This window comes from Massilia sp. TWR1-2-2 (assembly GCF_049897565.1).
In the GTDB taxonomy this organism is placed as follows: Bacteria; Pseudomonadota; Gammaproteobacteria; order Burkholderiales; family Burkholderiaceae_D; genus JAFCUW01.
The window spans coordinates 1-20,985 of the sequence record NZ_JAFCWM010000047.1; the positions used below are offsets into that span (position 1 = coordinate 1).

The following is a 20,985-nucleotide window of genomic DNA, read 5'->3' on the forward strand; positions in this document are numbered from 1 at the left end:
CGCCGGTCAACGAGGTGCATCTCAATCCAGACCAGACCATCAAGGAAACGCGAGCCCCGGCGCAAAATGCGTCGGAGTTCAAAAAGGCGGCTCAAAGGCGGCTCACGCGACAACTAGCTGGACAGCCACCGCATTTGGACATTTCTGCCCGCTGGCTGACGAGCTCAAGCCTCAGCGACATGCCAAATCGCAACGAAAAGCTGATTTGTTGGCGAAAAATGTCCGAATGTCAGACATGACCCCAGCTAAATGTCCGAATGTCAGACCTGACCCCAGGGTTGCCGTGACCCCAGCGTTGCTGCGGAAGGGTCAGTCGGTCCAGTTGGCGCGGGGGAATTTGGCGCGGAAGTCGTCGGCCATGGCGACGACCTGGCCGACCTTGTAGTTGTAGAAGACGAAGCCGGACTTGGCCATCGCCACCAGCGTCTTGTCGCGCGGGCGGGTAATGCGGAAGGTGATGTCGCCGCCGTATTTGTTGAAGTCCATGACGCCAACTTCGAATAGCAGCGAGTCGCGCGCGTGCGCTTCGGCACGGTAGGTCGTGGCCAGGTCGGTGACGATGATGCCGGTGCCATCGCGCTCGGTTTCGGGGACGCCGAACTCGAACAGGAAGCGCGCCCGCGCCTCGGAAATCATCGAGATCATCGAGTCGTTGCCAAGGTGGTTGGCGCCGTTGACGTCGGTCACGCGCACCGTCAGCGGCGTCGAATAGTAGTACTGGTCTTCAGGGAAGTCGAGATGTAATCTGGCCATCGCGTAATTTTAACTGGTTGGCGGCGTACCCCGGATGATTTTGTGGACAACACCGCCGGCGCTAATGAGATATAGCTCGCCATCGCCGTTGCGCCCGAACGAGACCACTCGGCCAATGTCGGGAATGCGCCAGTCGGCCTGCTCGATGACACCGCTGCCGGCCACCATGAAACTTTTCAGGAAGCCGGCGCAGTAGTCGGAATACAGATAGCGCCCGGCCAGCTCGGCAGCGCGGCGCCGCGGTAGACCTCGCCGCCGGCGATCGAGCAGCCGTTGGCGTCGGCCGGGCCATGGTCGTATTCGAAGAACGGCGCGGTCAGGCCCGTGCCGCCGCAGGTGACCGCGTTGTAGCACAGCGTGCCTTCGAACACATTCCAGCCGTAGTTCTGTCCGCCCTGGTTGGCGGCCACGATGTTGACTTCCTCGCGGTGGTCCTGGCCGACGTCGGCAATGTAGAGCTGGCCGCCGTCGAAGCCGTAGCGCCACGGATTGCGCAGGCCGCAGGCCCAGATCTCGCCGCGCCGCCCGGCCTGGCCGATGAACCGATTCGACGGCGGCAGCGCGTACGGCGCGCCGGCGGTGGCGGCGCGGATGTCGAGGCGCAGCATCTTGCCAAGCAGGTTGGCCAGGTCCTGGGCGTTGCGCGCCGGGTCGCCGCCGCCGCCGTCGCCCGTGGCCAGATACAGGAAGCCGTCCGCACCGAACGCGACCAGCCCGCCGTAGTGGTTGCGGAAATTCGGATGGGGAATGCGGATGATCTCCAGCGCCGAGGTAGGATCGGACAGGTTGGCATTGGCCGACACGCTGCGCCGTTCGACGACGATGTCGCCGGCGGCATCGGTGAAATAGAGGAAGTACTGGCCGTTGACCGCGTAGTGTGGATGTAAGGCGATCGACAGCAGGCCGCCTTCGCCGACGGTCGACACGCGCGCGCTGATGTCGAGGAAGGCGATGGCGCGCAGCAGGCCGTCCTGCACCATGCGGATACGCCCCGCGCGCTCGACAATAAACAGGCGCGGATCGCCACGCGGCGCGGCGACGAAGGTGGGATTGTCGAGGCCGCTAGCGACCTGGCGCAACGCCAAGGTGAACGGCGGCGGCGCCGGCAGCGGCGGCGCGTCAGGGCCGGTGACGCCGGGACTGCCGCCGCCGCCGCACGACAGCAGCAGCGCCGCCACGGCCGCCAATAACAAATTGCGCGCGCGATCGACCAGCATGACAGCCTCCCAACAGGGTACCGTTGGCGCCACCTTAGCGCGCCGGCGCGCCGTCTTCTGTGCGCCAGCGCACCGCGCCGCGGCTAGCGGGTCAGGCGGTACAGCATCAGCGCGGCGCGGATGGCGGCGCGCTCGAGCGTAGCCACTTCCAGGTCCTCGGACGGCGAGTGGGAGCCGTTGCCGCTCACGCCGAGGCCGTCGAGGCTGTCGACGAACGGCGCGGCGAACTGGATGTCGCCGGCGCCGCGCGCTTCGGCCGGCACCGCATCGACGGTGCCGAGGCCGGCGTCGTCGCTGGCCTGCGAGTACAGCGCCAGCAGCTTCAGGTTGCCAGGCGTGACGGCCATCGGCGGATACGATTCGCCGAAAGTGACCGTCGCGCTGGTGCCCGGCAGGCTGGCGGCGGCAATGTCGCGCATCTTGGCGTGGGCGCGGTCGCGCTGCGGGTAATCGAGGTAGCGCAGGTCGCCCTTGATGGTGACGGCGTTGGCAATGACATTGGTCTTGCCGAAGGCGTTGCCGCGCGACAGCGACGGGTCGTAATTGACGTCGGTGCCGCCGAGGATCACGCCAGGATTGAAGGTCAGGCCCGGCTCGATCACGTGCTGGCGAAAGCCGTCGAGCACGCGCGCCGCTTCGTACACGGCGCCGTAGCCGCTGCCCTGGCTGAAGATGCCCGACGAATGGCCCTGCTTGCCCTTGATGTCGAGCGCGAACGAGGACGAGGCGCGGCGCCCGACGGTGCCGGTGGCGCGGCCGTCGGCGGCGAGGATCTGGGCTTCGAAGCTGAGCACGGCGTCGCTGCGCTTGGCCAGATCGACCATGTCGCCGCGCGAGACCGATTTCGGATCGCCGGCATTTTCCTCGTCGCCGGTAAACAGGACCGTGATGTTGGTGTTGTCGAGCACGCCGGCGCGCTGCAGCGCGCGCAATGCCTGCACGATCACCATGTTGCCGCCCTTCATGTCGCTGACGCCCTGGCCGCGCACCCGGTCGCCATTGCGCACCCATTTCTGCACCGGGCTGTCGGCCTCGAATACGGTGTCGAGGTGGCCGAGCAGTAGCAGGCGCTTGCCTTGCTTGCCTTCCCGGGTAGCCAGCAGATGGCCGGCGCGCTGCATCGCCGGCGGCATGTCGATCCAGCGGGTGGTGAAGCCGAGCTGGTCGAACTCCTTGCGATACAGCACGCCCACTTCGCGCACGCCGGCCGGATTCATCGTGCCGCTGTTGAGGTTGACGCTCGTTTCCAGCAGCGCCAGCGCACCGGCAGACTGCGCCTTGACCTCGGCGACGATGCGCTGCTCGGTGGCCGTCAGCGGTGCCGCCGCCGCGTTAAGCGAAGCCGCCACTGCCAACAGGAGAATGCCGCCGGAACGTTGCATGCGCATGGGGTTGCCTTGTGAGTAGTTTAAGAAAAGAAACTATACGCCGGATTGACCTGGGTCCAGCCGTTTATTGCTGACCTGTGCCGACACCGAGCGGATCTTGCCGTCGACGACTTCGTAGATGGCAACCATGTCGACCCGGCCGGTGCCTTCGGGGAAAGTGCGGGTCACCTCCTCGTGGTCGATGACGATGTTGCCCATCACCACGCGCTGCAACAGGCGCGCGTGCAGGTTCGGTTCGGTCAGGCGTGGCGCCATGCGGGCGCGCAGCTCGGCGCTGCCGGCGGCCAGCAGCGTTGCGGGATGCTCGTACTGGCGCGCATCGGCCGCGTAGGTGGCGAGCAGGGCGTCGAGGTCGCTGGCGTTGTAGGCGTCGAGCTGGCGCTGGACAACGGCTTCGGCAGTGGTCATGGTCAGGATAGTTGGGTAGCGGTGGCGGGGACGTCGCTGCGCACGGCCATCAGGTAGAACAGCAGCGAGGCGATGGCGAAAGCAAACAGCAGGCCGAACAGTACGGCGGGCGAGCTGTTCCATTCGATGACGGCGGCCACCGCCAGCGGGCCGGCCGCTTTCGACAGCATCGCCGGGGCCGACATGGCGCCGGAGATGGCGCCGTAGTTGCGCGGGCCGAACAGCACTTGCGGCACGGTGCCGCGGGCGATGGTGAGAATGCCGTTGCTGGCGCCGTAGCACACGCAAAACAGCGCCAGCGCGGTCTGGTGGGTGCCGAAAAACAGCAGTGCCAGCAGGCCGGCGGGCAGCGCGCCGAAAGCCACCTTGCCGACCGTCTGCGGGCGCGAGCGGGCGGCGAACGCGCGCTCGACGATGCGCGCCGCCACCTGCATCGGGCCGATCAGCGCGGCCATGAAGACGACGGTGCCGAGCGGGTGGCCGAGGCGTTGCAGGATCGGGATCAGGTGCACCGACAGCGCCGAGAAAATGAAGCTGTTGGCGGAGAAGGCGAACGCCAGCGACCAGAACGTGGAGTGGCGCAACGCCTGGCGCAGCGTGAAATCCGGGGCGCCCTGGTTCGACTGCGGCCTGGCTGCGGCCGGCGCGGTGGGGCCGAGCAGCACGTGCAGCGGCAGGCACAGGCCCAGTTGCAGCGCGGCGTACAGCAGGTAGGTGTCGCGCCAGCCGATGGCGGTGTTGACGTGCAGTGTCAGCGGCCAGAAGATGGTGCTGGCAAAGCCGGCGAACAGGGTCAGGGTGGAGATGGCCTGGCGCGCGGCGACGCCGAAGTGGTGGTTGAGGGTGGCGAAGGCGGCTTCGTACAAGGTCGCTGCCATCGCCGCGCCGAGCACGGTCCAGGCCAGGTAATAGGCCAGCAAGGTGTGTGCGCGGCTGAGCATGATGAAGCCGATGCCGCACAGCAGCGATCCGGCGGCCATGACGACGCGTCCGCCGAGGCGGTCGAGCAGCATGCCGGCGGGCGCGGCGACCAGGCCGCCGACCAGCAGCGACCAGGAGAAGGCGCCGAACACGGTTTCGGCGCGCCAGCCGAGCTCGCGGCCGATGTCGGCGGCGAGGACCGCGAAGGCGTAGTAGAGCGTGCCCCATGCGATCACCTGGGGCACGGCGAGGAGGGCAATGATCTTGATGTTGCTGGCACGGCTATGCATGGCGCGTCTGTGGCGGGCAGGCGCGGGAATGCGCCCGGCAATTGTAGCGCCAGGCTAGCGATGATGCTTGCTGTGAGGAATTTTTAGCTTGCGGTAGATGGGCGGCGCGTGCTGAACGAAGCGCTTGAGCGAGCGGCGGAAGCGACTCAGGCCTTCAGCATGCTCTCGAATGCATGCGACGGCATTGCGTGGCCAAACAGGTAGCCCTGGGCGAAGTCGCAGCCGGCGCGCTGCAGCAGCTCGGCCTGCTGGCGCGTCTCGACGCCTTCGGCCACCACCTGCAGCCCGAGCTTGTGCGCCATCACGATGATCGCCTCGCACAGCGCCACGTTGGCCGCGTCGCACTCGAGGTTGTCGACGAACGACTTGTCGATCTTGAGGAAGTCGAGCGCGAACTTGCGCAGGTACGACAACGACGAATAGCCCGTGCCGAAATCGTCGAGCGAGATCTTGATGCCGGCCTGCTGGAACGCCAGCAACTGCTTGAGCACCTCCGGATCGGACGCCAGCAGCAAGCCCTCGGTGATTTCCAGCCCCATCTCCGGCACCGTCGCCGGGCCGCCATGCTCGGCGTTCCTGAGCCACTTGCGGCAATGCTGGCCGTCGCCTTCGTAGAACTGCACCGGCGACACGTCGACGTTGATCGTCAATTGCGGATCGCGGGCGCGCCATGCGCGTGCGTGCGCCAGCGCCTGATCGTAGACCCAGTTGCCGATCGGCGAAATGAGGCCCGTGTGCTCGGCGATCGGGATGAACTCGACCGGGCTGATGTCGCCGCGCTCGGGATGGCGCCAGCACACCAGCGCGTCGGCCTTGCGGATCTTGCCGGTGGCCAGGTCGACGATCGGCTGGTAGTAGACCTCCAGCTGCTGCTGCTCGACCGCGCGGCGCAGCTCGTTCGACAGCATCATGCGGCTTTGCGCGGCGTCTTGCATGCTGCTCTTGAAATAGGTGAAGCGGTTGCGCCCGCGCTGTTTGGAGCGGTACATCGCCTGGTCGGCGTTGCGCAGCAGGTCGCCGGCGGTGGCGGCATCGCGCGGATAGACGGTGATGCCGATGCTGGCCGAAATGTAGGCCATCTCCTCGCCGACCATGAACGGGCGGGCGAGGTCCTCGCAGATCTTTTGCGCGATATCGGTCACCAGGATGACGTCGTGCAGGTCCGACAGCGTGATGGTGAACTCGTCGCCGCCGAGGCGGGCCACCGTATCGGTCTCGCGCACGTGGCCGCGCAGGCGGCCGGCCACCTGCTTGAGCAGCTGGTCGCCAGCTTCGCGACCGCGGGTATCGTTAATTTCCTTGAAGTGGTCGAGGTCGATGAACAGCCAGGCCAGCGGCAAGCCGCTGCGCGCCGACTTCCTGATGTCGATGTCGAGCCGGTCCTGGAACACGTTGCGATTCGGCAGGCCGGTCAGGCGGTCGACGTTGACTTCACGCAGCGCCTGCTCGACGAGCTTGCGGTCGTAGACTTCGCGGCTGCGCGCGTAGGCTTGCTGCTGCAGACAGGCGACAGTGCGCTGCAGCGCGTCGCGCTGCTTGCTGGGGTCATAGCTTTCCGCCGGCATCACATCGGTGTGCAAGGTGCATACCTGGTGGAAGGTAGGCGTGTCGTCGGACGACGGGAACGCCGACAGCGGGTAGGCGCACAGCAAGGTGAACGGAAATTGCGTCAGCAGGCTGTTGAAGTAGCGCTCGACATGGAGGGCGGCGGCATGATTGATCGGCGGGCTCAGCGGGCAGCGCGGGGAAGCGAACAACAGCGCCCCCATTTCGCCGCACACGTACAGGTGGCCCTCGTGGGCTTCGGCGGCGCCGAGAATGGCGTTGCGAAATCGCACCTCGTCGGGCCGGCCGTCTTCCATGAACAGCGGCAGCTGCAGGTCGACGTCGAGGCCGATGTAGTTGCCGCGCGCCGCAATGCCGTGTTCGTCGAGCAGGCCCCTGTGTGCCAGCGATTTTTCAAGACGGGCCAGATGGTCGCCGGTGGCAACGGCAATGGCGCTGTCGCCGCCGGCGAGGGCGGCACCGACGTAGTCGGACAGGCCCTTGATCAGGAAAGCGTCTTCCTCATAAAACTGTACCGAATGCGCACCCATGTCGATCCCGCCTATCCGATGGCAGTTCGACACCGCCGGGGCGCTGCGGGTTCAACTATTTTTTCGGCGGCCCCTGGTAGGGCACCGGTGCGCTGCGCGTCTTGCTGACCACGCCTTGCGGGTCGATGACGACGACGAACTCGCCCACCGGTCCGGCCGGGCCCGGCGTCAGGTAGCGCCATACCTCGACACCGCTGTCGAAACGAAACGAACTGGTCGCGCCGAACTGGGCCAGCAGCATGGCTTTGGTCGTCACGCCGGGCTGCAGCGCTTGCGCCAGCCGCTCGGCGGGCACGACGGTGCCAGGTGGCGCCGGCGGCGAGGCGGCGCAGCCGGCCAGGGCCAGCATGCAGGAAAGGTTCGCGAGGCGCTTCATGGCGTGCTCCCGATGTAGTCGAACTCGACCAGGGTGTCGTCCGGCCAGGCCGGATCCCAGATCGGTGCATAGTAGCTATGGTCGAGCAGCACCTGGCAATCGCAGAACGGCAGCGTCTCGGCGGTCTGGTCGCCGGCGGCGTACAGCATCTTGAACGGCAGCGGGGTAGTGCGGGCGCCGTGGCGCAAGGTCACGCCATAGATCGGCCGCTCGGCGAAGAACAGGTAGTTGCCGTCGGGACTGGAGCACACCTTGTCGGTATCGGTCAACATGTTCGACAGCCAGCCGAAGATCGGCGCGCTGTTGGAGATGAGGCCGGCGTCCATGCCGACCTTGCATTCGAGGCGCAAGTCGCCGAGCCGGCGCACGCCGTCCGGCAGGCCCGGCGTATGCACCGAGGCGCGCCAGGTCATGCTGTTGGTCTTGCGGTTGGCCAGCACGGCGGCGTCCTCGCGCAGTGCCTGCTCGCTGCGCGGCAGCACGAAACTGTTGTCTTCGGCAACCGGGACCGGCAAGGTCAGGTTATCGCCGGCCACGCGCAAGCTGATGCCGGTCATCTTGGCGGTGGACAGGCGCGGCAGCAGGCGAAAACGCAAGCTGGCGGCCGGCGCCAGTGCATGCTCGCGCTCGAAACGGTCCATGCCCTTGATCATTTTACGGTACGACTTGTCGACCGGGTCGCGGGTGGTGGACACGGTGACGCTCTGCATGGGAGGAGCGGCTTGCGCCAGCGCCTGGCCGGAACAACTGGCGGCAATGGCGAGCGTGCATAAAAAGCGAAGTGGGGGAGAAATCATGTTCGAATGGTACGTCGATTGCCGTTGGCGTGACGCACCACTGAACAGTTCGGTTACCAGTGGCGCAGGCGACCGGTATCCATGTGGACGAACTGGTCGTTCGGATAGTAGCCGACGCCGCCGCCGCCGGCCTGCATCGCCGCCTTGTGCAGCTTGGCCAGGTCGTAGCCGGGCAGGCGCACGTCGATCGCCTTGCCTTCGAGGTGCATGCTGTGCTTGGCGACGCCGCCCGAACGTTCCGCCAGACGGCGGTTCGTTTCCGGCGAACGGTAGCCGGAAATTACGTGCAGCACCTTGCCGTTGCCGACCTGGCTGCTGACCTCGTCGAGCAGCACCAGCAGTTTCGGATCCATGCTGGCGATGGTGTTGCTGCGGTGATCGCGCAACAGCTTGTTGATGTCATTCATCGCATCGGGCACGAACTGTCCTTCCGCCCAGAAGACGGTGCGCAGCGTTTCGCCGGTGTGCGTGTTGTACAGGCGCAAAGTACGCTCGTGCGACATGGTTGCGGCGGCCCGTCCGATGGCTGGCACGCTCAGGGCCGTGGCCAGCAGAGCGGAGCTTTTCAAGAATGATCGGCGTTGGTTCATGGTACCTCCTGAAGCAATTTCACTTGCCTCATGATACAGCGGTTCAGCCGATGCCGCTCATCATGGCGCGCAGCAACGTTGCGTTTAACGCGGAAACATCGGGGGTCAGACCTAAGTCTGACCCCGATTACTTGCCTCGAAAACAGCGTCAGACTCGTTTGTTCATGTCCGGTTTTGGGCGTGGCCGACGGGGAAAAGCCATCCGCATTAGAATTGATGATCCCACCAACACGATTGCGAAACCATGATTCCTTTGTCCGTGCTTGACTTGGCGCCCATCGCCGAAGGCAGCGATGCCAGCGACTCGTTCCGCAACTCGCTCGAGCTGGCGCAGCACGCCGAGCGCTGGGACTACCAACGCTTCTGGCTGGCCGAACACCACGGCATGCCGGGCATCGCCAGCGCCGCCACCGCCGTGCTGATCGGCCACGTCGCCGCCGGCACCAGCCGCATCCGCGTCGGCGCCGGCGGCATCATGCTGCCGAACCACTCGCCGCTTGTCATCGCCGAGCAGTTCGGCACACTCGCGTCGCTGTTTCCGGGCCGGATAGACCTCGGCCTCGGGCGCGCGCCGGGATCGGACCAGCTCACCGCGCGCGCGCTGCGCCGCAATCTGGGTTCGGATGCCGACGAGTTCCCGCAGGACGTCGTCGAGCTGCAGGATTATTTTTCCGACCAGCCGCGCCAGCAGGTGCGCGCGGTGCCCGGCACCGGCCTGAAGGTGCCGCTGTGGATACTCGGCTCGAGCCTGTTCGGCGCCCAGCTGGCCGCCGCGCTCGGCCTGCCGTACGCGTTCGCGTCGCACTTTGCGCCGCAGCAAATGATGCAGGCAGTGGCGCTGTACCGCGCGACGTTCAAGCCGTCGGCCCAGCTCGATAAACCGTACGTGATGCTCGGCTTTAATGTATTCGCCGCCGATACCGACGACCAGGCCCGATTGCTGGCAACGTCGATGCAGCAGGCGTTCGTCAACCTGCGCACCGGTCGCCCCGGCAAATTGCAGCCGCCCAAGCCAGGCTACCTGGAAAGCCTCGGTCCGCAGGAGGCGGCGATGCTCGAGCAGGTGCTGTCATGTTCGGCGATCGGCTCGCCAGCCACCGTCAAGCACAGCCTCGACGCCTTCATCGCCCGCACCGGCGCCGACGAACTGATGGTCACGTCGCAGATCTTCGACCACCAGGCACGCCTGCATTGCTACGAGATCACGGCCGCGGTGCGCGACGGCAGAGTGTAGGAAACACATATATGCATGGCAAATAAAGCTATATTTCCTCGACGGAAAAGCAATAAAATGGCGCGTTAGCGTTCTTTTTCGTCGTTTCATTCGGCCGTTCGAGCCGATCCCAAGGAGATTCAGCATGACCATGTTATTTCGCACCAGCGTACTGGCGGCGTCGATCGCACTGATGGGCGCCGGCGGCCTGGCCCAGGCAGCCCCTGCGGCCAAGCCATCCACCAAGGTCGACATCGCAATCCCGGACATTCCGTACACCAAGTTCGTCCTGAAGAACGGCCTGACCTTGCTGGTGCACGAAGACCACAAGACGCCGGTGGTGGCGGTCAATACCTGGTATCACGTCGGCTCGAAGAATGAAAAAGTCGGCAAGACCGGCTTCGCCCACCTGTTCGAGCACCTGATGTTCGGCGGCAGCGAAAACTTCAAGCAGGCTACCTACATCAACGCGCTCGAGCGCATCGGCGCAACCAGCCTGAACGGCACGACGAATAACGACCGCACCAACTATTTCCAGAACGTGCCGACCTCGATGCTCGACTACGCACTGTTCGCCGAAAGCGACCGCATGGGCCACCTGCTCGGCGTGGTCGACCAGAAGAAACTGGACCTGCAGCGCGGCGTGGTGCAAAACGAGAAGCGCCAGGGCGAGAACCAGCCGTACGGCGTTGCCTACCAGATCTTGACTGAAAACACCTATCCGGTCGGCCACCCGTATTCGTGGACCGTGATCGGTTCGATGAAGGACCTCGACGCGGCGTCGATGGCCGACGTGCAGGAGTGGTTCAAGACCAACTACGGCCCGAACAACACAACGTTGGTGCTGGCCGGCGACATCACGCCCGAGCAAGCGCGCGAAAAAGTCGAAAAATACTTCGGCGAAATTCCTGCCGGGCCGCCGCTGGCCAAGCATGCCGCGTGGATTGCCAAGCGCAGCGGCACCCATCGCACCACCGTGCAGGACCGCGTTCCGCAGTCGCGCCTGTACCGCGTCTGGAACGTGCCTGGCGCGCATACCGCCACCGAACCGCTGCTCGACCTGGGCGCCTACGTGCTGGGCGGCGGCAAGACGTCGCGCTTTTACAAGCGGCTGGTCTACAAGGACCAGCTGGCCACCAGCGCGACAGCGTCGAACGATTCGAATGAAATCGCCGGCCAGTTCGACGTGACCCTGACCGCGCGTCCGGGCGTGGAGATGAGCAAGCTGGAAACGGCGGCCGCCGAGGAAATGCGCGCGCTGATGAAGTCCGGCCCGACCGCCGCTGAAGTGGAACTGGCGCGCACCGCGATCCTGGCGCGCTTTACCCGCATCGTCGAGCGCGTGGGCGGCTTCGGCGGCAAGAGCGACCTGCTGGCCTCGTGCACGACCTACACCGGCAACCCGCATTGCTACAAGGACTACCTGAAGGCGATCAAGGCGGCCACACCGGCGCAGATCAAGCAGGCGATGAACGAGTGGCTGTCCGACGGCGACTACAACCTCGAGGTGCAGCCGTTCCCGACCACGCTGACGACGACGGCCAAGTTCGACCGCACCAATGCGCCGGCGCTGGGCAAGGCCGAATCGCTGAAGCTGCCGCCGATGCAGAGCGCAACGTTGTCGAACGGCCTGAAAGTCGTACTGGCCGAGCGGCACGACGCGCCGGTGGTCAACTTTTCGATGATGGTCGACAGCGGCTACGCATCCGACCCGGCCGACATGCCTGGCCTGGCGAGCCTGTCGCTGCGCATGCTGCAGGAAGGCACGCCAACGCGCAGTTCGCTCAAGATCGGCGAAGAGTTCGAGGCGCTGGGCGCGAATTTCTCGGCCCGCACCAACCTCGACGGCGCGTTTGTCCAGATGGATGCGCTGAAGGCGACGATGCCGAAAGCGCTGGAAGTGTATTCGGACATCGTGCTGCATCCGGCGTTCGCGCAGAACGAACTGGACCGCTTGCGCATGGACCAGCTGGCGGCAATCCAGCGCGAGAAGACCAATCCGAACGCGATGGCGACCCGCGTGATTCCGTCGCTGATCTATGGCAAGGGCCACGCGTACGCGCTGCCGATGAGCGGCAGCGGTACCGAGGCGGCAGTTGCCCGCATCGCCCGCAACGACCTGGTCAACTACCACCGCACCTGGTTCAAGCCGAACAACGCGACCTTGCTGGTGGTGGGCGACACGACGCTGGCCGAAATCACGCCGCTGCTGGAGAAGAACTTCGGCGGCTGGAAAACGGGCGACGTGCCGAAGAAGAACGTCGTCGAAGTGCAGCAGCCGGCGAAGACGGTGGTGTACCTGATGGACCGCCCTGGCTCGCAGCAAAGCGTGATCTACGGCGTGCAACTGGCGCCGCCGCGCAATTCGCCTGACGAAGTGCAGCTCGGCGTCGTCAACAACATCTTCGGCGGCAGCTTCAGCTCGCGCATCAACATGAACCTGCGCGAAGACAAGCACTGGTCGTACGGCGTGCGTTCGTTCATGCCGGCCGCGGTTGGCCAGCGCCTGTACGTCAGCCAGTCGCCGGTGCAGACCGACAAGACGAAAGAGTCGCTGAAGGAACTGGTGCGCGAGTATGCGGACGTGGCCGGCGCACGGCCGATCACGGCGGCGGAGTTGAGCGACGCCCAGGCCAACGAGACGCTGGCGCTGCCGGGCTCGTTCGAAACGGCCAGCCAGCTCAGCGGCGCGTATTCGACCATCCTGCAGTACCGGCTGCCTGCCGACTACTACAACAAGTACACCGGCACGGTGACGGCGATGACGCCGGCGCAGGCAAACGCGCTGGCAGCGCGCACCATCATGCCCGGCAAGCTGGTGTGGGTGGTGGTGGGCGACATGAGCAAGGTCGAATCCGGCATTCGCGACATGCAGCTCGGTGAAGTGCGCAAGATCGATGTGGATGGCAATCCGGTGCAGTAAGCCGGTCATCGCAATCTAAAATGCCCCGCCGGCGTAATGCCGGTGGGGCTTTTTTTCGTCTGCCGCGGATCGCGCGCCTGCGATCAGTCGAGCGTGATGTTGGCCTTCTTGATCACGGTGCGCCAGTAGCCGAGCTCCTTGTTCACCAAGCCGCCCAAGGCGGCAGGATTGAGGTAACGCACTTCGACGCCCTGCGCAGCGGCCTGCTTCTTCGCCTCCGGCGTCTCGAGCGCAAGCTTTACGCCATTGCTCAGTTGCTCCACCAATGCCGGCGGCGTGCCGGCGGGGGCGAACAGCGCGACCCAGGCCTCGAGCATGAAGTCAGGCAGGCCCGCTTCGGCCGTGGTGGGGATCGTCGGCATCATCGGATGTCGGCTCTTGCCGGCAATTGCCAGCGCCTTCAGCTTGCCCGACTGTACGTGCTGCATCACCGATGGCGGCGTGGTGATGAACACTTGCACTTGACCTGCCAGCACGTCGGCGATCGCCTGGCCCGAGCCCTTGTAAGGCACGTGCACCATGTCGGTGCCGGTCTGCTGCTTGAACAATTCGGTGCCGATATGCGACAGCGAGCCATTGCCCTGCGAAGCATAGTTGACCTTGCCGGGGTTCTTTTTCAGGTAGGCGATCAGTTCGGCCAGCGTACTGACGGGCAGCGAAGGATGCACGGCGACGACGTTGGTGGCAGCGACGAGCAGCGCCACCGGCGTGAAGTCCTTGATCGGGTCCCATGGCAGTTGCGGAAACAGTGCGGGATTGGCAGTGTGATACGCCGAGTACGACACCAGCAGGGTGGCGCCGTCCGGCGCTGAACGGGCGACCATCTGGTAGGCGATATTGCCGCTGCCGCCAGGGCGGTTGTCGACGACCACGGTATGCTTGAGCACCTGCCCAAGCGACTGGCCGACCACCCGCGCCGCGGTGTCCACCACGCCGCCAGGCGGGTTCGGCACGATCAAGGTGATCGGCCGGGATGGCAGCGCTTGGGCAAATGCCGCCGCTGAAGTGAGCAGCAGCATGCTGCAGGCAAGTTTGCGGAACATCGTGAGTCTCCTTTGATTATTTGAAGGCGGCCCGCACTCCGGCGGGCTCAAGGGCGAAGCATGTGAACTGAGCAAATCTACCGGTTTAATGGCGAGCCGGCCTTCGTATTATCGGGTCCCTTGCCTTCGCAATCGACGAAGGCATCGCGGTTCACGAAGCATGCAGCGTCAAATAAAATAGTCCGCTCGCTGGCCGCTTGCCGTCACACTGGCCCGGGGAACCTTTCGATCTCGATACCACCTTCTACTTATGACTAATCAAATTCTCTCGGGCATACGGATCCTTGAATTGGGCCAGCTGATCGCCGGGCCATTCGCCGCTAAAACGCTGGCCGACTTCGGCGCGGAAGTGATCAAGGTGGAAACGCCAGGCGACGGCGACCCCTTGCGCAAGTGGCGCATGCTGCACAACGGCACATCGGTCTGGTGGCAGGCGCAGTCGCGCAACAAGCAGTCGGTCTGCATCGACTTGCGCACCGAGGAAGGGCGGCAACTGGCGCGCACGCTGGCGTTGTCGGCCGACGTGCTGATCGAGAATTTCCGGCCTGGCACGATGGAAAAGTGGGGAATGGGCTGGGACGAATTGCATCGCGCTAATCCTCGGCTGATCATGTTGCGGGTTTCCGGTTATGGCCAGGATGGGCCGAAGCGCGACGAGCCAGGCTTTGCCGCGATCGCCGAAGCAATGGGTGGCTTGCGGTATATCACTGGCGAGCCGGGGCGGGCGCCGGTGCGCGCCGGTGTGTCGCTGGGCGATACGCTGGCAGGCTTGCATGGCGCCCTCGGCATCATGCTGGCGCTGTATCAGCGCGACGCCAAGGGGGGCGCCGGCCAGATGATCGATGTCGCCCTGTACGAGTCGGTGTTCAACATGACGGAAAGCCTGTTGCCTGAGTATTCGGCGTTCGGCGCGATCCGCGAGCCAGCCGGCGGCGCCTTGCCCGGCATTGCGCCATCGAACGCCTACCGCTGCAAGGGGGGTGATTACGTCCTGGTCGCCGGCAACGGCGATTCGATCTTCAAGCGCCTGATGGTATTGATCGGCCGGGCCGACCTGGCGGACGACCCCGGGCTGGCAAGAAACGACGGCCGCGCCGGCCGCGCCGATGAACTCGATGCCGCGATCGAAGCGTGGACCAGGTCGGTGTCGATCGAGGCGGCGCTGGCAGGACTGATGGCAGCCGACGTGCCTTCGGGGCGTATCTATTCCGCCAAGGATATCGCCGACGATCCGCATTACCGGGCGCGCGGCGTCATCGAAAAAGTGCGCAGCGCGGACGGGCTGGAAGTCGACGTGCCGGGCGTGATGCCGAAATTGTCGGGCAATCCCGGCGCCATCCGCCAGCGCGCGCCGGTCCTGGGCGAACACACGGAGCAGGTACTAAGCAATGCCGGCCTGTCGGCAGCGCAGATCGCCGCCTTGAGAGCGAAGGGCGTAGTGGCATGAGGGCGGCCGCCCCTTGCGCATATGGCAGAATGGAACTCTTGCCGAGGAAACGGTGCGTAAAGGAGATAGGCGGTGAACTACGCCCGGTTTGATCTGGTCACCCTCAACCTGTTCATTGAAATTGCGCGCAGCGGCAGTATCACCCGCGGCGCCCAGCAGTCGAACCTTGCCGTCGCTTCGGCCAGCAAGCGCATCTCAGACCTGGAAGCCCATCTGGGAACCAGGTTGCTTTACCGCCATGCCAATGGCGTCACCCTGACCGACGCCGGCCACGCCTGCTTCCAGCATGCGCTGGGCATTTTGCAGAACGTCGACAAAATGTCGGGAGCGCTGTCCGACTACGCGGCCGGCAGCAGGGGACACGTGCGGATCTGGGCAAACACATCCGCCATCACCCAGTTCCTTCCCGACGACCTGAGCCGGTTCCGGCGCGACCATCCGGGTATCCGCATCAGCCTGGAAGAGCGCAACAGCGGCGACGTGGTGGCGGCGGTGCGTGAAAACCGTGCCGATGTCGGCATCTTCGCCGACCGCACCGCGGTGGGCGACATCGAAGTGTTCAAGTATCGCCAGGACCAGCTGGTGCTGATCGTTGCCAAGGACCACCCACTGGCGATCCATGACAGCCTGCCGCTTGCCGAGGCGCTGGACTATGAATTTGTGAGCCTGTCGGAAGCGACCTCGCTTGCCGAGCGCTTGCATGCGGAATGCCGCCGCCTGGAAAAGCCGCTGAAGCTGAGCATCCAGGTGCGCAGCTTCGACGCCGTCTGCCGGATGGTGATGGTGGGCCTGGGCATTGGCCTTTTGCCGTACCTGGCGGCCGAACCGCATGTGCGCTCGATGGGCCTGAAACTCATCACCCTGGACGACGAATGGGCCGAACGCACGCTGCTGCTGGCGCTGCGCAGCACCGTGGCGCTGGCCGCGCCGGTCAGGCTGCTGGCCGCCAGCCTCAGCGCCGATGCGGCCCGGGCGATTCAGCGTTCTTTGTGCGCAGCACCGGCGGCGCCCTCGCCGGCGCCAGGCGCGGTGTCCATGCAGCTTGGCGAAGTGCGAACCAAAAGTGCGTAGCTAGCCGTACCGAACGTTCACCCGGCCTTCTTTTTCTTCTGCGCCTTTTCGTATTCCTGGAACTCCTCGATATGCTTGGCCCGGCGCAGCAGCTTCGACTGCGGGTCGAGCGTCCACGTGGCGCCGGCCGGCAGCGCGATGTTGCCGCTGCCGGCGGTCATCGCCACCGTCTGCACGGCGGCGCCGATGCGCACGTCGACCGGCATCGGAAACGGCTTGTCGTCCTTCGTTTTCCAGCGCAAATTCAACTTGCCGTCGGCCGTTTCGGCCAGCAGTTCGGGCAGCTCGGCCTGGTACAGGTAGACGTCGAAGAACCAGCCCAGGTCGCGCCCGCTGGCCTGGTTGACGAAGCCGATGAATTCGCGCGTGGTCGCGTAGCGCGGCGTCATGGCGCCGGGCGCCGGCTGCTCGGTGCCGTAAACCAGCTTGCGCACGGCGCGGAAAAACACCTCGTCGCCTACCAGCGCGCGCAGCGAATGCATCACCAGCGCGCCCTTGACGTAAATGTCCTGGCCAGGCCCGCCTCGTTTGACGTCGTAGACCTCCTCGATCACGTGCGGCTTGCCCGACACCATGGCGGCCTTGTTGACGATGGTCGAGCGCAGCTTCATCAGGCTGGCGAAATACTCCTGGTCGCCGCGCAGGTATTGCAGGTAGAGCGGCTGCATGTAGCTGCCAAGTCCCTCGTGCAGCCACATGTCGTCCCAGTCCATGTTGGTGACCTGGTTGCCGAACCATTCGTGGGCGAACTCGTGCTGCAGCAAGTCGTCGTAACCGTACACGGTCTTGGCGTACGCGTTGCCGTAAGCATTGATGGTCTGGTGCTCCATGCCCTTGTGCGGCGTTTCGACCACGCCCATTTTCTCGTCGCCGAACGGGTAAGGGCCGAGCGTGCTTTCGAAGAAATCGAGCATCAGCGCGAACTCCTTCATCAGCTCGCGCGCCTGTGCTTCGCTGTGCGGCAAATGCCAGAAACGCAGCGCGATGGTGTTGCCGAAGCGGCTGCGGTACTCGTCGGACAGCAGCTTGTACGGCCCGACGTTGACCGAGATGCCGTAGGTGCTCGGGTTCTTCGCGCGCCAGTGCCAGGTGCGCCAGCCGTCGGCCTCGTCCATGCCGAGCGCGATGCCGGCGCCCGCGGCCACCAGCGGCGCCGGCACGGTGATGTGCTGGTCGATCAGTTTCGCCTTGCCCATCGGATGGTCGATGCACGGCCAGAACAGGTCGCAGCCTTCGCCTTGCACCGCGCTGGCCACCCACGGCTGGCCGTCGGGCGTGCTGGACCAGACGAAGCCGCCGTCCCACGGCGCCTGTTTGGCCACGTGCGGCGCGCCGTGGTAGCGCACCCGCACCGCGACGCGGGCGCCGGCGGCAACCTGGCGCGGCAGCGTGATCGCCAGCCGGCCGTCGGGATTGCTGTAGGCGCCCGGCAGCAGCAGCTGGCCGTCGACCGCCACCGAGTCGATCGGCAGGTGGTTGTCGAGGTCGAGCACGATGCGCCCCAGCGCCGACAGCGCCTGGAGCGTCAGCGTGGCGTCGCCGCGGATGGTGCGGGTGGCCGGATCGATGCGCAGCGCCAGGTCGGCTTTCTCGAACACGACGGCGAGCTGCTCGGGGGCGCGCTCGGCGCCGGAGTTGACGGTGCGGGCGGTCAGCGCGCTCTGGCTGGCGCAGGCCGACAACAGCAGGCAGGCACAGAAAATCAGGGATCGGGTCATGGAGTTGGACGAAGAAGGAAGGCATGAAATTTAACACAGCGCTTGCTCAAGTTGCAATTGATCTATGGCTGGCATGGCAGCGAACCGGTGTATGCTGTGCGGCTTTCTACTTAGCGCAATCACCATGACTACCGACGCACTGGACGAGCCGGCCGACGCCGCTCCCGATTACAACGAGATCGGCCGCTTCATCTACGGCACCGCGCGCCTGGAAGCGGCGCTGGCCGACCTGCTCGAGACGATGGGGCAGGGCGGCGCCGACCACGCCGAGCTGGCGGCCAACGTGCGCCAGGCGCAGGCCAATTTCGCCGCGCTGCCGGCGGCCGAGGGCGACCGCATAGCGTTCACTGCGCTGATGCACGTGCTCGGCACGTTCGCCGGGCAGCGCGATGCGATGTTCGCCGCGATCACGTCGATGCCGGCCGAGGAGCTGGCGGCGCGCAACGAGTCGCTGGCGGCGGCGACGGCCGAAGTGCGGCGCCTGGCCGCCATCGCGCGCGACCTGGCCGCCAGCGGCGAGTGAACGTGGCGCCGTGATGACTTCACGCATACTATCGACCCGACGCGCCTTGCTGAGCGCCGGCGCGTCGCTTGCCTTGTTGGCGGCCGGCTGCGTGCCGCTGGCGCCGGCGCCCGCCACCCAGCTCGACCGTGCCCGCTTTGCCGACATCGACCGCGCGATCGGCGCGGTGCTTGCCACACGCGGCATGCCCGGCGCGGTATTTCACCTCGAACGCAACGGCGAACAGTACCAGCGCGCCTACGGCCGCCTCAGCTATGACGACGGCGCCGCCGCCGTCGCGCCCGCGACCGTGTTCGACGCCGCCTCGCTGACCAAGGTGCTGGCGACGGCGCCGTCGGTGCTGCTGCTGGCCGAAGCCGGCAAGCTCGACCTCGAAGCGCCGATCGTGCGCTACTTTCCCGAATGCGGCGGCGACGGCAAGGACGGCATCACCGTGCGGCACCTGCTGACCCACAGCTCCGGCTTGCCGGCCGGGCTGCCGGCGCTGCCGGCCTGGGAAGGCGATGCCGCCGCCCACGCGCTGGCATGCGGGCGGCCGGTAACCGACGCGCCCGGCGCCGCGTTTCGCTATTCGGACATCAACTACATCTTGCTCGGCCAGCTGGTGCAGCGTGTGTCCGGCATGCCGCTCGACCAATTTGCGCAGCGCCATATCTTTACACCGCTGCGCATGCGCCACACCGGCTACCTGCCGCTGGCGCGGATCGACGCCGCGGCCATCGCGCCGACCCAGCGCGGCGCCGCCGGCGTGTTGCAAGGCGTGGTGCACGACCCGACCGCGCGGCGCATGCGCGGCGTGGCCGGCTCGGCCGGCGTGTTCACCAGCGCCGGCGACGTCGCCCGCTTTGCGCGCATGCTGCTCGCCGGCGGCGAACTCGACGGCACGCGTATCCTCGGCGCCGACAGCGTGCGCCTGATGACGACGGTGCAGTCGCCGCCGGCGCTGCCGCAGTTGCGCGCCATGGGCATGGACATCGATTCGCCGTTCGCACGCCCGCGCGGGGAACTGTTCCGGATCGGCAGTTACGGTCACACGGGCTTTACCGGCTGCGTCCTGTGGATCGATCCGCATTCCGGCACCTTCTTCGTGTTGCTGTCGAACCGCGTTTATCCCGACGACAAGAGCAACATCTTGCCGCTGTACGGCCGCCTCGGCACGCTGGCGGCGCAGGCCGCGCTGGGCGTCGATGTTGCCGCGCCGCAGCGCGAGGCGCCGTAGAGGCGCCTAAGAAAACGGTACTTGCCGTTACAGTAACAAGCGCCTTAAACTGAGCTGTCCGACGGGCCGTTATCGGCCAATAGCGGACTTATGTACCCTTCTTCCAAGGAACAGCATGATTCACCGTGAACGTCTGACTGCAACAATCGATGGCGACTTTGTCGTGTTCCTAATCGGCATGCGGCTTAATCAGCCTTGGAAGGTGCACAAATGGTGGCCAGTCGCCGCCGCAATGCCACGCATGATCAGCGAACTGCGTCGCCAGCCAGAACTGGGCTTCCTTCATGCGGAGATGTGGTTTTCCAGAACGATTATTCTGGTACAGTATTGGCGTTCGATGGACCAGCTGATGGCCTACGCCACCAGCAAACAGGCAGCTCATCTACCGGCATGGAAGGCGTTCAATCACTCGGTTGGCACCGATGGCTCAGTCGGCATCTGGCACGAAACTTTCGCCATAGCGGCCGGGGCCTACGAAAGCGTATATGTCAACATGCCTTCCTTTGGCCTAGGCCGCGCCAGCAGTTTGGAAGCGGCGATTGGGCGCAAGCATTCGGCTGCAGACCGGCTCAGGCGTAGCGATCATTCTGACTAGCGTAGCGACCGTCCGCTTTGGGTCGATTTCGGCCGGTCGTGACCGTTTGCGATTTTTCTAGCTTGGCAAGATGCTATGCTGAGCCCGACGGCCGAGTTCGGCCAAAAGCGGTCATCCATTAACTCAGGTGTATCCAGTGTCCAACCCAACAACCTACATCCACCTTGTGCCCGAATCGGATCGTCCTACGATAGCGGTAGGGCCGTCGCGGTTCGTTGTGGTGATCGAGGCCGAAGTCTCTCACGAGTGGCAAAAACTTGTTAGCGAATGGATTGTTTGTAAGCGCTAATTTCGCTGCACCTTGCCAGCGCCTACGCCTGCTATCACGTGGTGACGGTGGCGTAGTTAAACGGCAGCAGATCGCGGATATCGTCGCCGTCGGCGCGGCTCGGCAATT

Annotated in this window: 20 protein-coding genes and 1 pseudogene; 9 read left to right on the forward strand and 12 right to left on the reverse strand. The window is 65.3% G+C overall.

Going from position 1 to position 20,985, the window contains the following annotated elements:
* The coding region (locus ACP7DD_RS24665; protein WP_426177795.1) for a hypothetical protein at positions 1–239 on the forward strand (239 nt) is incomplete at its 5' end.
* A 70-nt stretch (positions 240–309) separates the two neighbouring features.
* Here ACP7DD_RS24665 and ACP7DD_RS24670 read toward each other — a convergent pair.
* From ACP7DD_RS24670 to ACP7DD_RS24715, 10 genes are all read right to left on the reverse strand, one after another.
* Positions 310–753, reverse strand: a complete 444-nt coding sequence (locus ACP7DD_RS24670) for a thioesterase family protein (RefSeq protein WP_426177797.1) — start codon at positions 751–753, stop codon at positions 310–312.
* 9 nt (positions 754–762) lie between these two features.
* Positions 763–921: a hypothetical protein gene (locus ACP7DD_RS24675; protein ID WP_426177799.1), complete on the reverse strand. Its 159-nt coding sequence runs from the start codon at positions 919–921 to the stop codon at positions 763–765.
* An 8-nt stretch (positions 922–929) separates the two neighbouring features.
* Positions 930–1,970 carry a PQQ-dependent sugar dehydrogenase gene (locus ACP7DD_RS24680; protein ID WP_426177801.1) on the reverse strand — a complete coding sequence of 347 codons (1,041 nt, stop codon included), beginning with the start codon at positions 1,968–1,970 and terminating at the stop codon, positions 930–932.
* Between the two features lie 83 nt (positions 1,971–2,053).
* On the reverse strand, positions 2,054–3,358 hold the full coding sequence (locus tag ACP7DD_RS24685) for a M20/M25/M40 family metallo-hydrolase (RefSeq protein WP_426177803.1): 1,305 nt from the start codon (positions 3,356–3,358) through the stop codon (positions 2,054–2,056).
* Positions 3,359–3,391: 33 nt separating this feature from the next.
* The gene (locus tag ACP7DD_RS24690; RefSeq protein WP_426177804.1) at positions 3,392–3,766 is read right to left on the reverse strand and encodes a nuclear transport factor 2 family protein; all 375 of its coding nucleotides are present in this window, start codon (positions 3,764–3,766) and stop codon (positions 3,392–3,394) included.
* A gap of 2 nt (positions 3,767–3,768) precedes the next feature.
* Positions 3,769–4,977 carry an MFS transporter gene (locus tag ACP7DD_RS24695; RefSeq protein WP_426177806.1) on the reverse strand — a complete coding sequence of 403 codons (1,209 nt, stop codon included), beginning with the start codon at positions 4,975–4,977 and terminating at the stop codon, positions 3,769–3,771.
* A gap of 146 nt (positions 4,978–5,123) precedes the next feature.
* The gene (locus ACP7DD_RS24700) at positions 5,124–7,073 is read right to left on the reverse strand and encodes a putative bifunctional diguanylate cyclase/phosphodiesterase (RefSeq protein WP_426177808.1); all 1,950 of its coding nucleotides are present in this window, start codon (positions 7,071–7,073) and stop codon (positions 5,124–5,126) included.
* A 55-nt stretch (positions 7,074–7,128) separates the two neighbouring features.
* Positions 7,129–7,449, reverse strand: a complete 321-nt coding sequence (locus ACP7DD_RS24705) for a hypothetical protein (RefSeq protein ID WP_426177810.1) — start codon at positions 7,447–7,449, stop codon at positions 7,129–7,131.
* On the reverse strand, positions 7,446–8,159 hold the full coding sequence (locus ACP7DD_RS24710; protein WP_426177812.1) for a hypothetical protein: 714 nt from the start codon (positions 8,157–8,159) through the stop codon (positions 7,446–7,448). The genes ACP7DD_RS24705 and ACP7DD_RS24710 overlap by 4 nt, the downstream gene beginning before the upstream one ends.
* Before the next feature lie 140 nt (positions 8,160–8,299).
* On the reverse strand, positions 8,300–8,836 hold the full coding sequence (locus ACP7DD_RS24715; RefSeq protein WP_426177813.1) for a DUF882 domain-containing protein: 537 nt from the start codon (positions 8,834–8,836) through the stop codon (positions 8,300–8,302).
* A gap of 244 nt (positions 8,837–9,080) precedes the next feature.
* Here ACP7DD_RS24715 and ACP7DD_RS24720 point away from each other — a divergent pair, with 244 nt between their 5' ends.
* Complete coding sequence (locus ACP7DD_RS24720) at positions 9,081–10,070, forward strand: LLM class flavin-dependent oxidoreductase (RefSeq protein ID WP_426177815.1); 990 nt, start codon at positions 9,081–9,083, stop codon at positions 10,068–10,070.
* Positions 10,071–10,194: 124 nt separating this feature from the next.
* The gene (locus tag ACP7DD_RS24725; RefSeq protein ID WP_426177817.1) at positions 10,195–12,972 is read left to right on the forward strand and encodes a M16 family metallopeptidase; all 2,778 of its coding nucleotides are present in this window, start codon (positions 10,195–10,197) and stop codon (positions 12,970–12,972) included.
* Between the two features lie 83 nt (positions 12,973–13,055).
* Here the strand turns inward: ACP7DD_RS24725 and ACP7DD_RS24730 are convergent, their stop codons facing one another.
* Complete coding sequence (locus ACP7DD_RS24730; protein ID WP_426177819.1) at positions 13,056–14,015, reverse strand: Bug family tripartite tricarboxylate transporter substrate binding protein; 960 nt, start codon at positions 14,013–14,015, stop codon at positions 13,056–13,058.
* Positions 14,016–14,265: 250 nt separating this feature from the next.
* On the opposite strand from ACP7DD_RS24730, the gene ACP7DD_RS24735 reads away from it, so the two are divergent.
* Positions 14,266–15,462: a CaiB/BaiF CoA transferase family protein gene (locus ACP7DD_RS24735; protein WP_426177821.1), complete on the forward strand. Its 1,197-nt coding sequence runs from the start codon at positions 14,266–14,268 to the stop codon at positions 15,460–15,462.
* 72 nt (positions 15,463–15,534) lie between these two features.
* Positions 15,535–16,431: pseudogene (locus tag ACP7DD_RS24740) on the forward strand (LysR substrate-binding domain-containing protein); the annotation flags it as partial.
* 119 nt (positions 16,432–16,550) lie between these two features.
* Here the strand turns inward: ACP7DD_RS24740 and ACP7DD_RS24745 are convergent.
* On the reverse strand, positions 16,551–18,251 hold the full coding sequence (locus ACP7DD_RS24745) for a M1 family metallopeptidase (RefSeq protein WP_426177823.1): 1,701 nt from the start codon (positions 18,249–18,251) through the stop codon (positions 16,551–16,553).
* 124 nt (positions 18,252–18,375) lie between these two features.
* On the opposite strand from ACP7DD_RS24745, the gene ACP7DD_RS24750 reads away from it, so the two are divergent.
* From ACP7DD_RS24750 to ACP7DD_RS24765, 4 genes are all read left to right on the forward strand, one after another.
* Entirely contained in the window at positions 18,376–18,774 is a 399-nt protein-coding gene (locus ACP7DD_RS24750; protein WP_426177825.1) for a hypothetical protein, read from the forward strand.
* 13 nt (positions 18,775–18,787) lie between these two features.
* Positions 18,788–19,993, forward strand: a complete 1,206-nt coding sequence (locus ACP7DD_RS24755) for a serine hydrolase domain-containing protein (RefSeq protein ID WP_426177827.1) — start codon at positions 18,788–18,790, stop codon at positions 19,991–19,993.
* A 115-nt stretch (positions 19,994–20,108) separates the two neighbouring features.
* Complete coding sequence (locus ACP7DD_RS24760; protein WP_426177829.1) at positions 20,109–20,588, forward strand: DUF4188 domain-containing protein; 480 nt, start codon at positions 20,109–20,111, stop codon at positions 20,586–20,588.
* 136 nt (positions 20,589–20,724) lie between these two features.
* The gene (locus tag ACP7DD_RS24765; RefSeq protein WP_426177831.1) at positions 20,725–20,877 is read left to right on the forward strand and encodes a DUF7684 family protein; all 153 of its coding nucleotides are present in this window, start codon (positions 20,725–20,727) and stop codon (positions 20,875–20,877) included.
* The last annotated feature ends 108 nt before the right edge of the window (positions 20,878–20,985 follow it).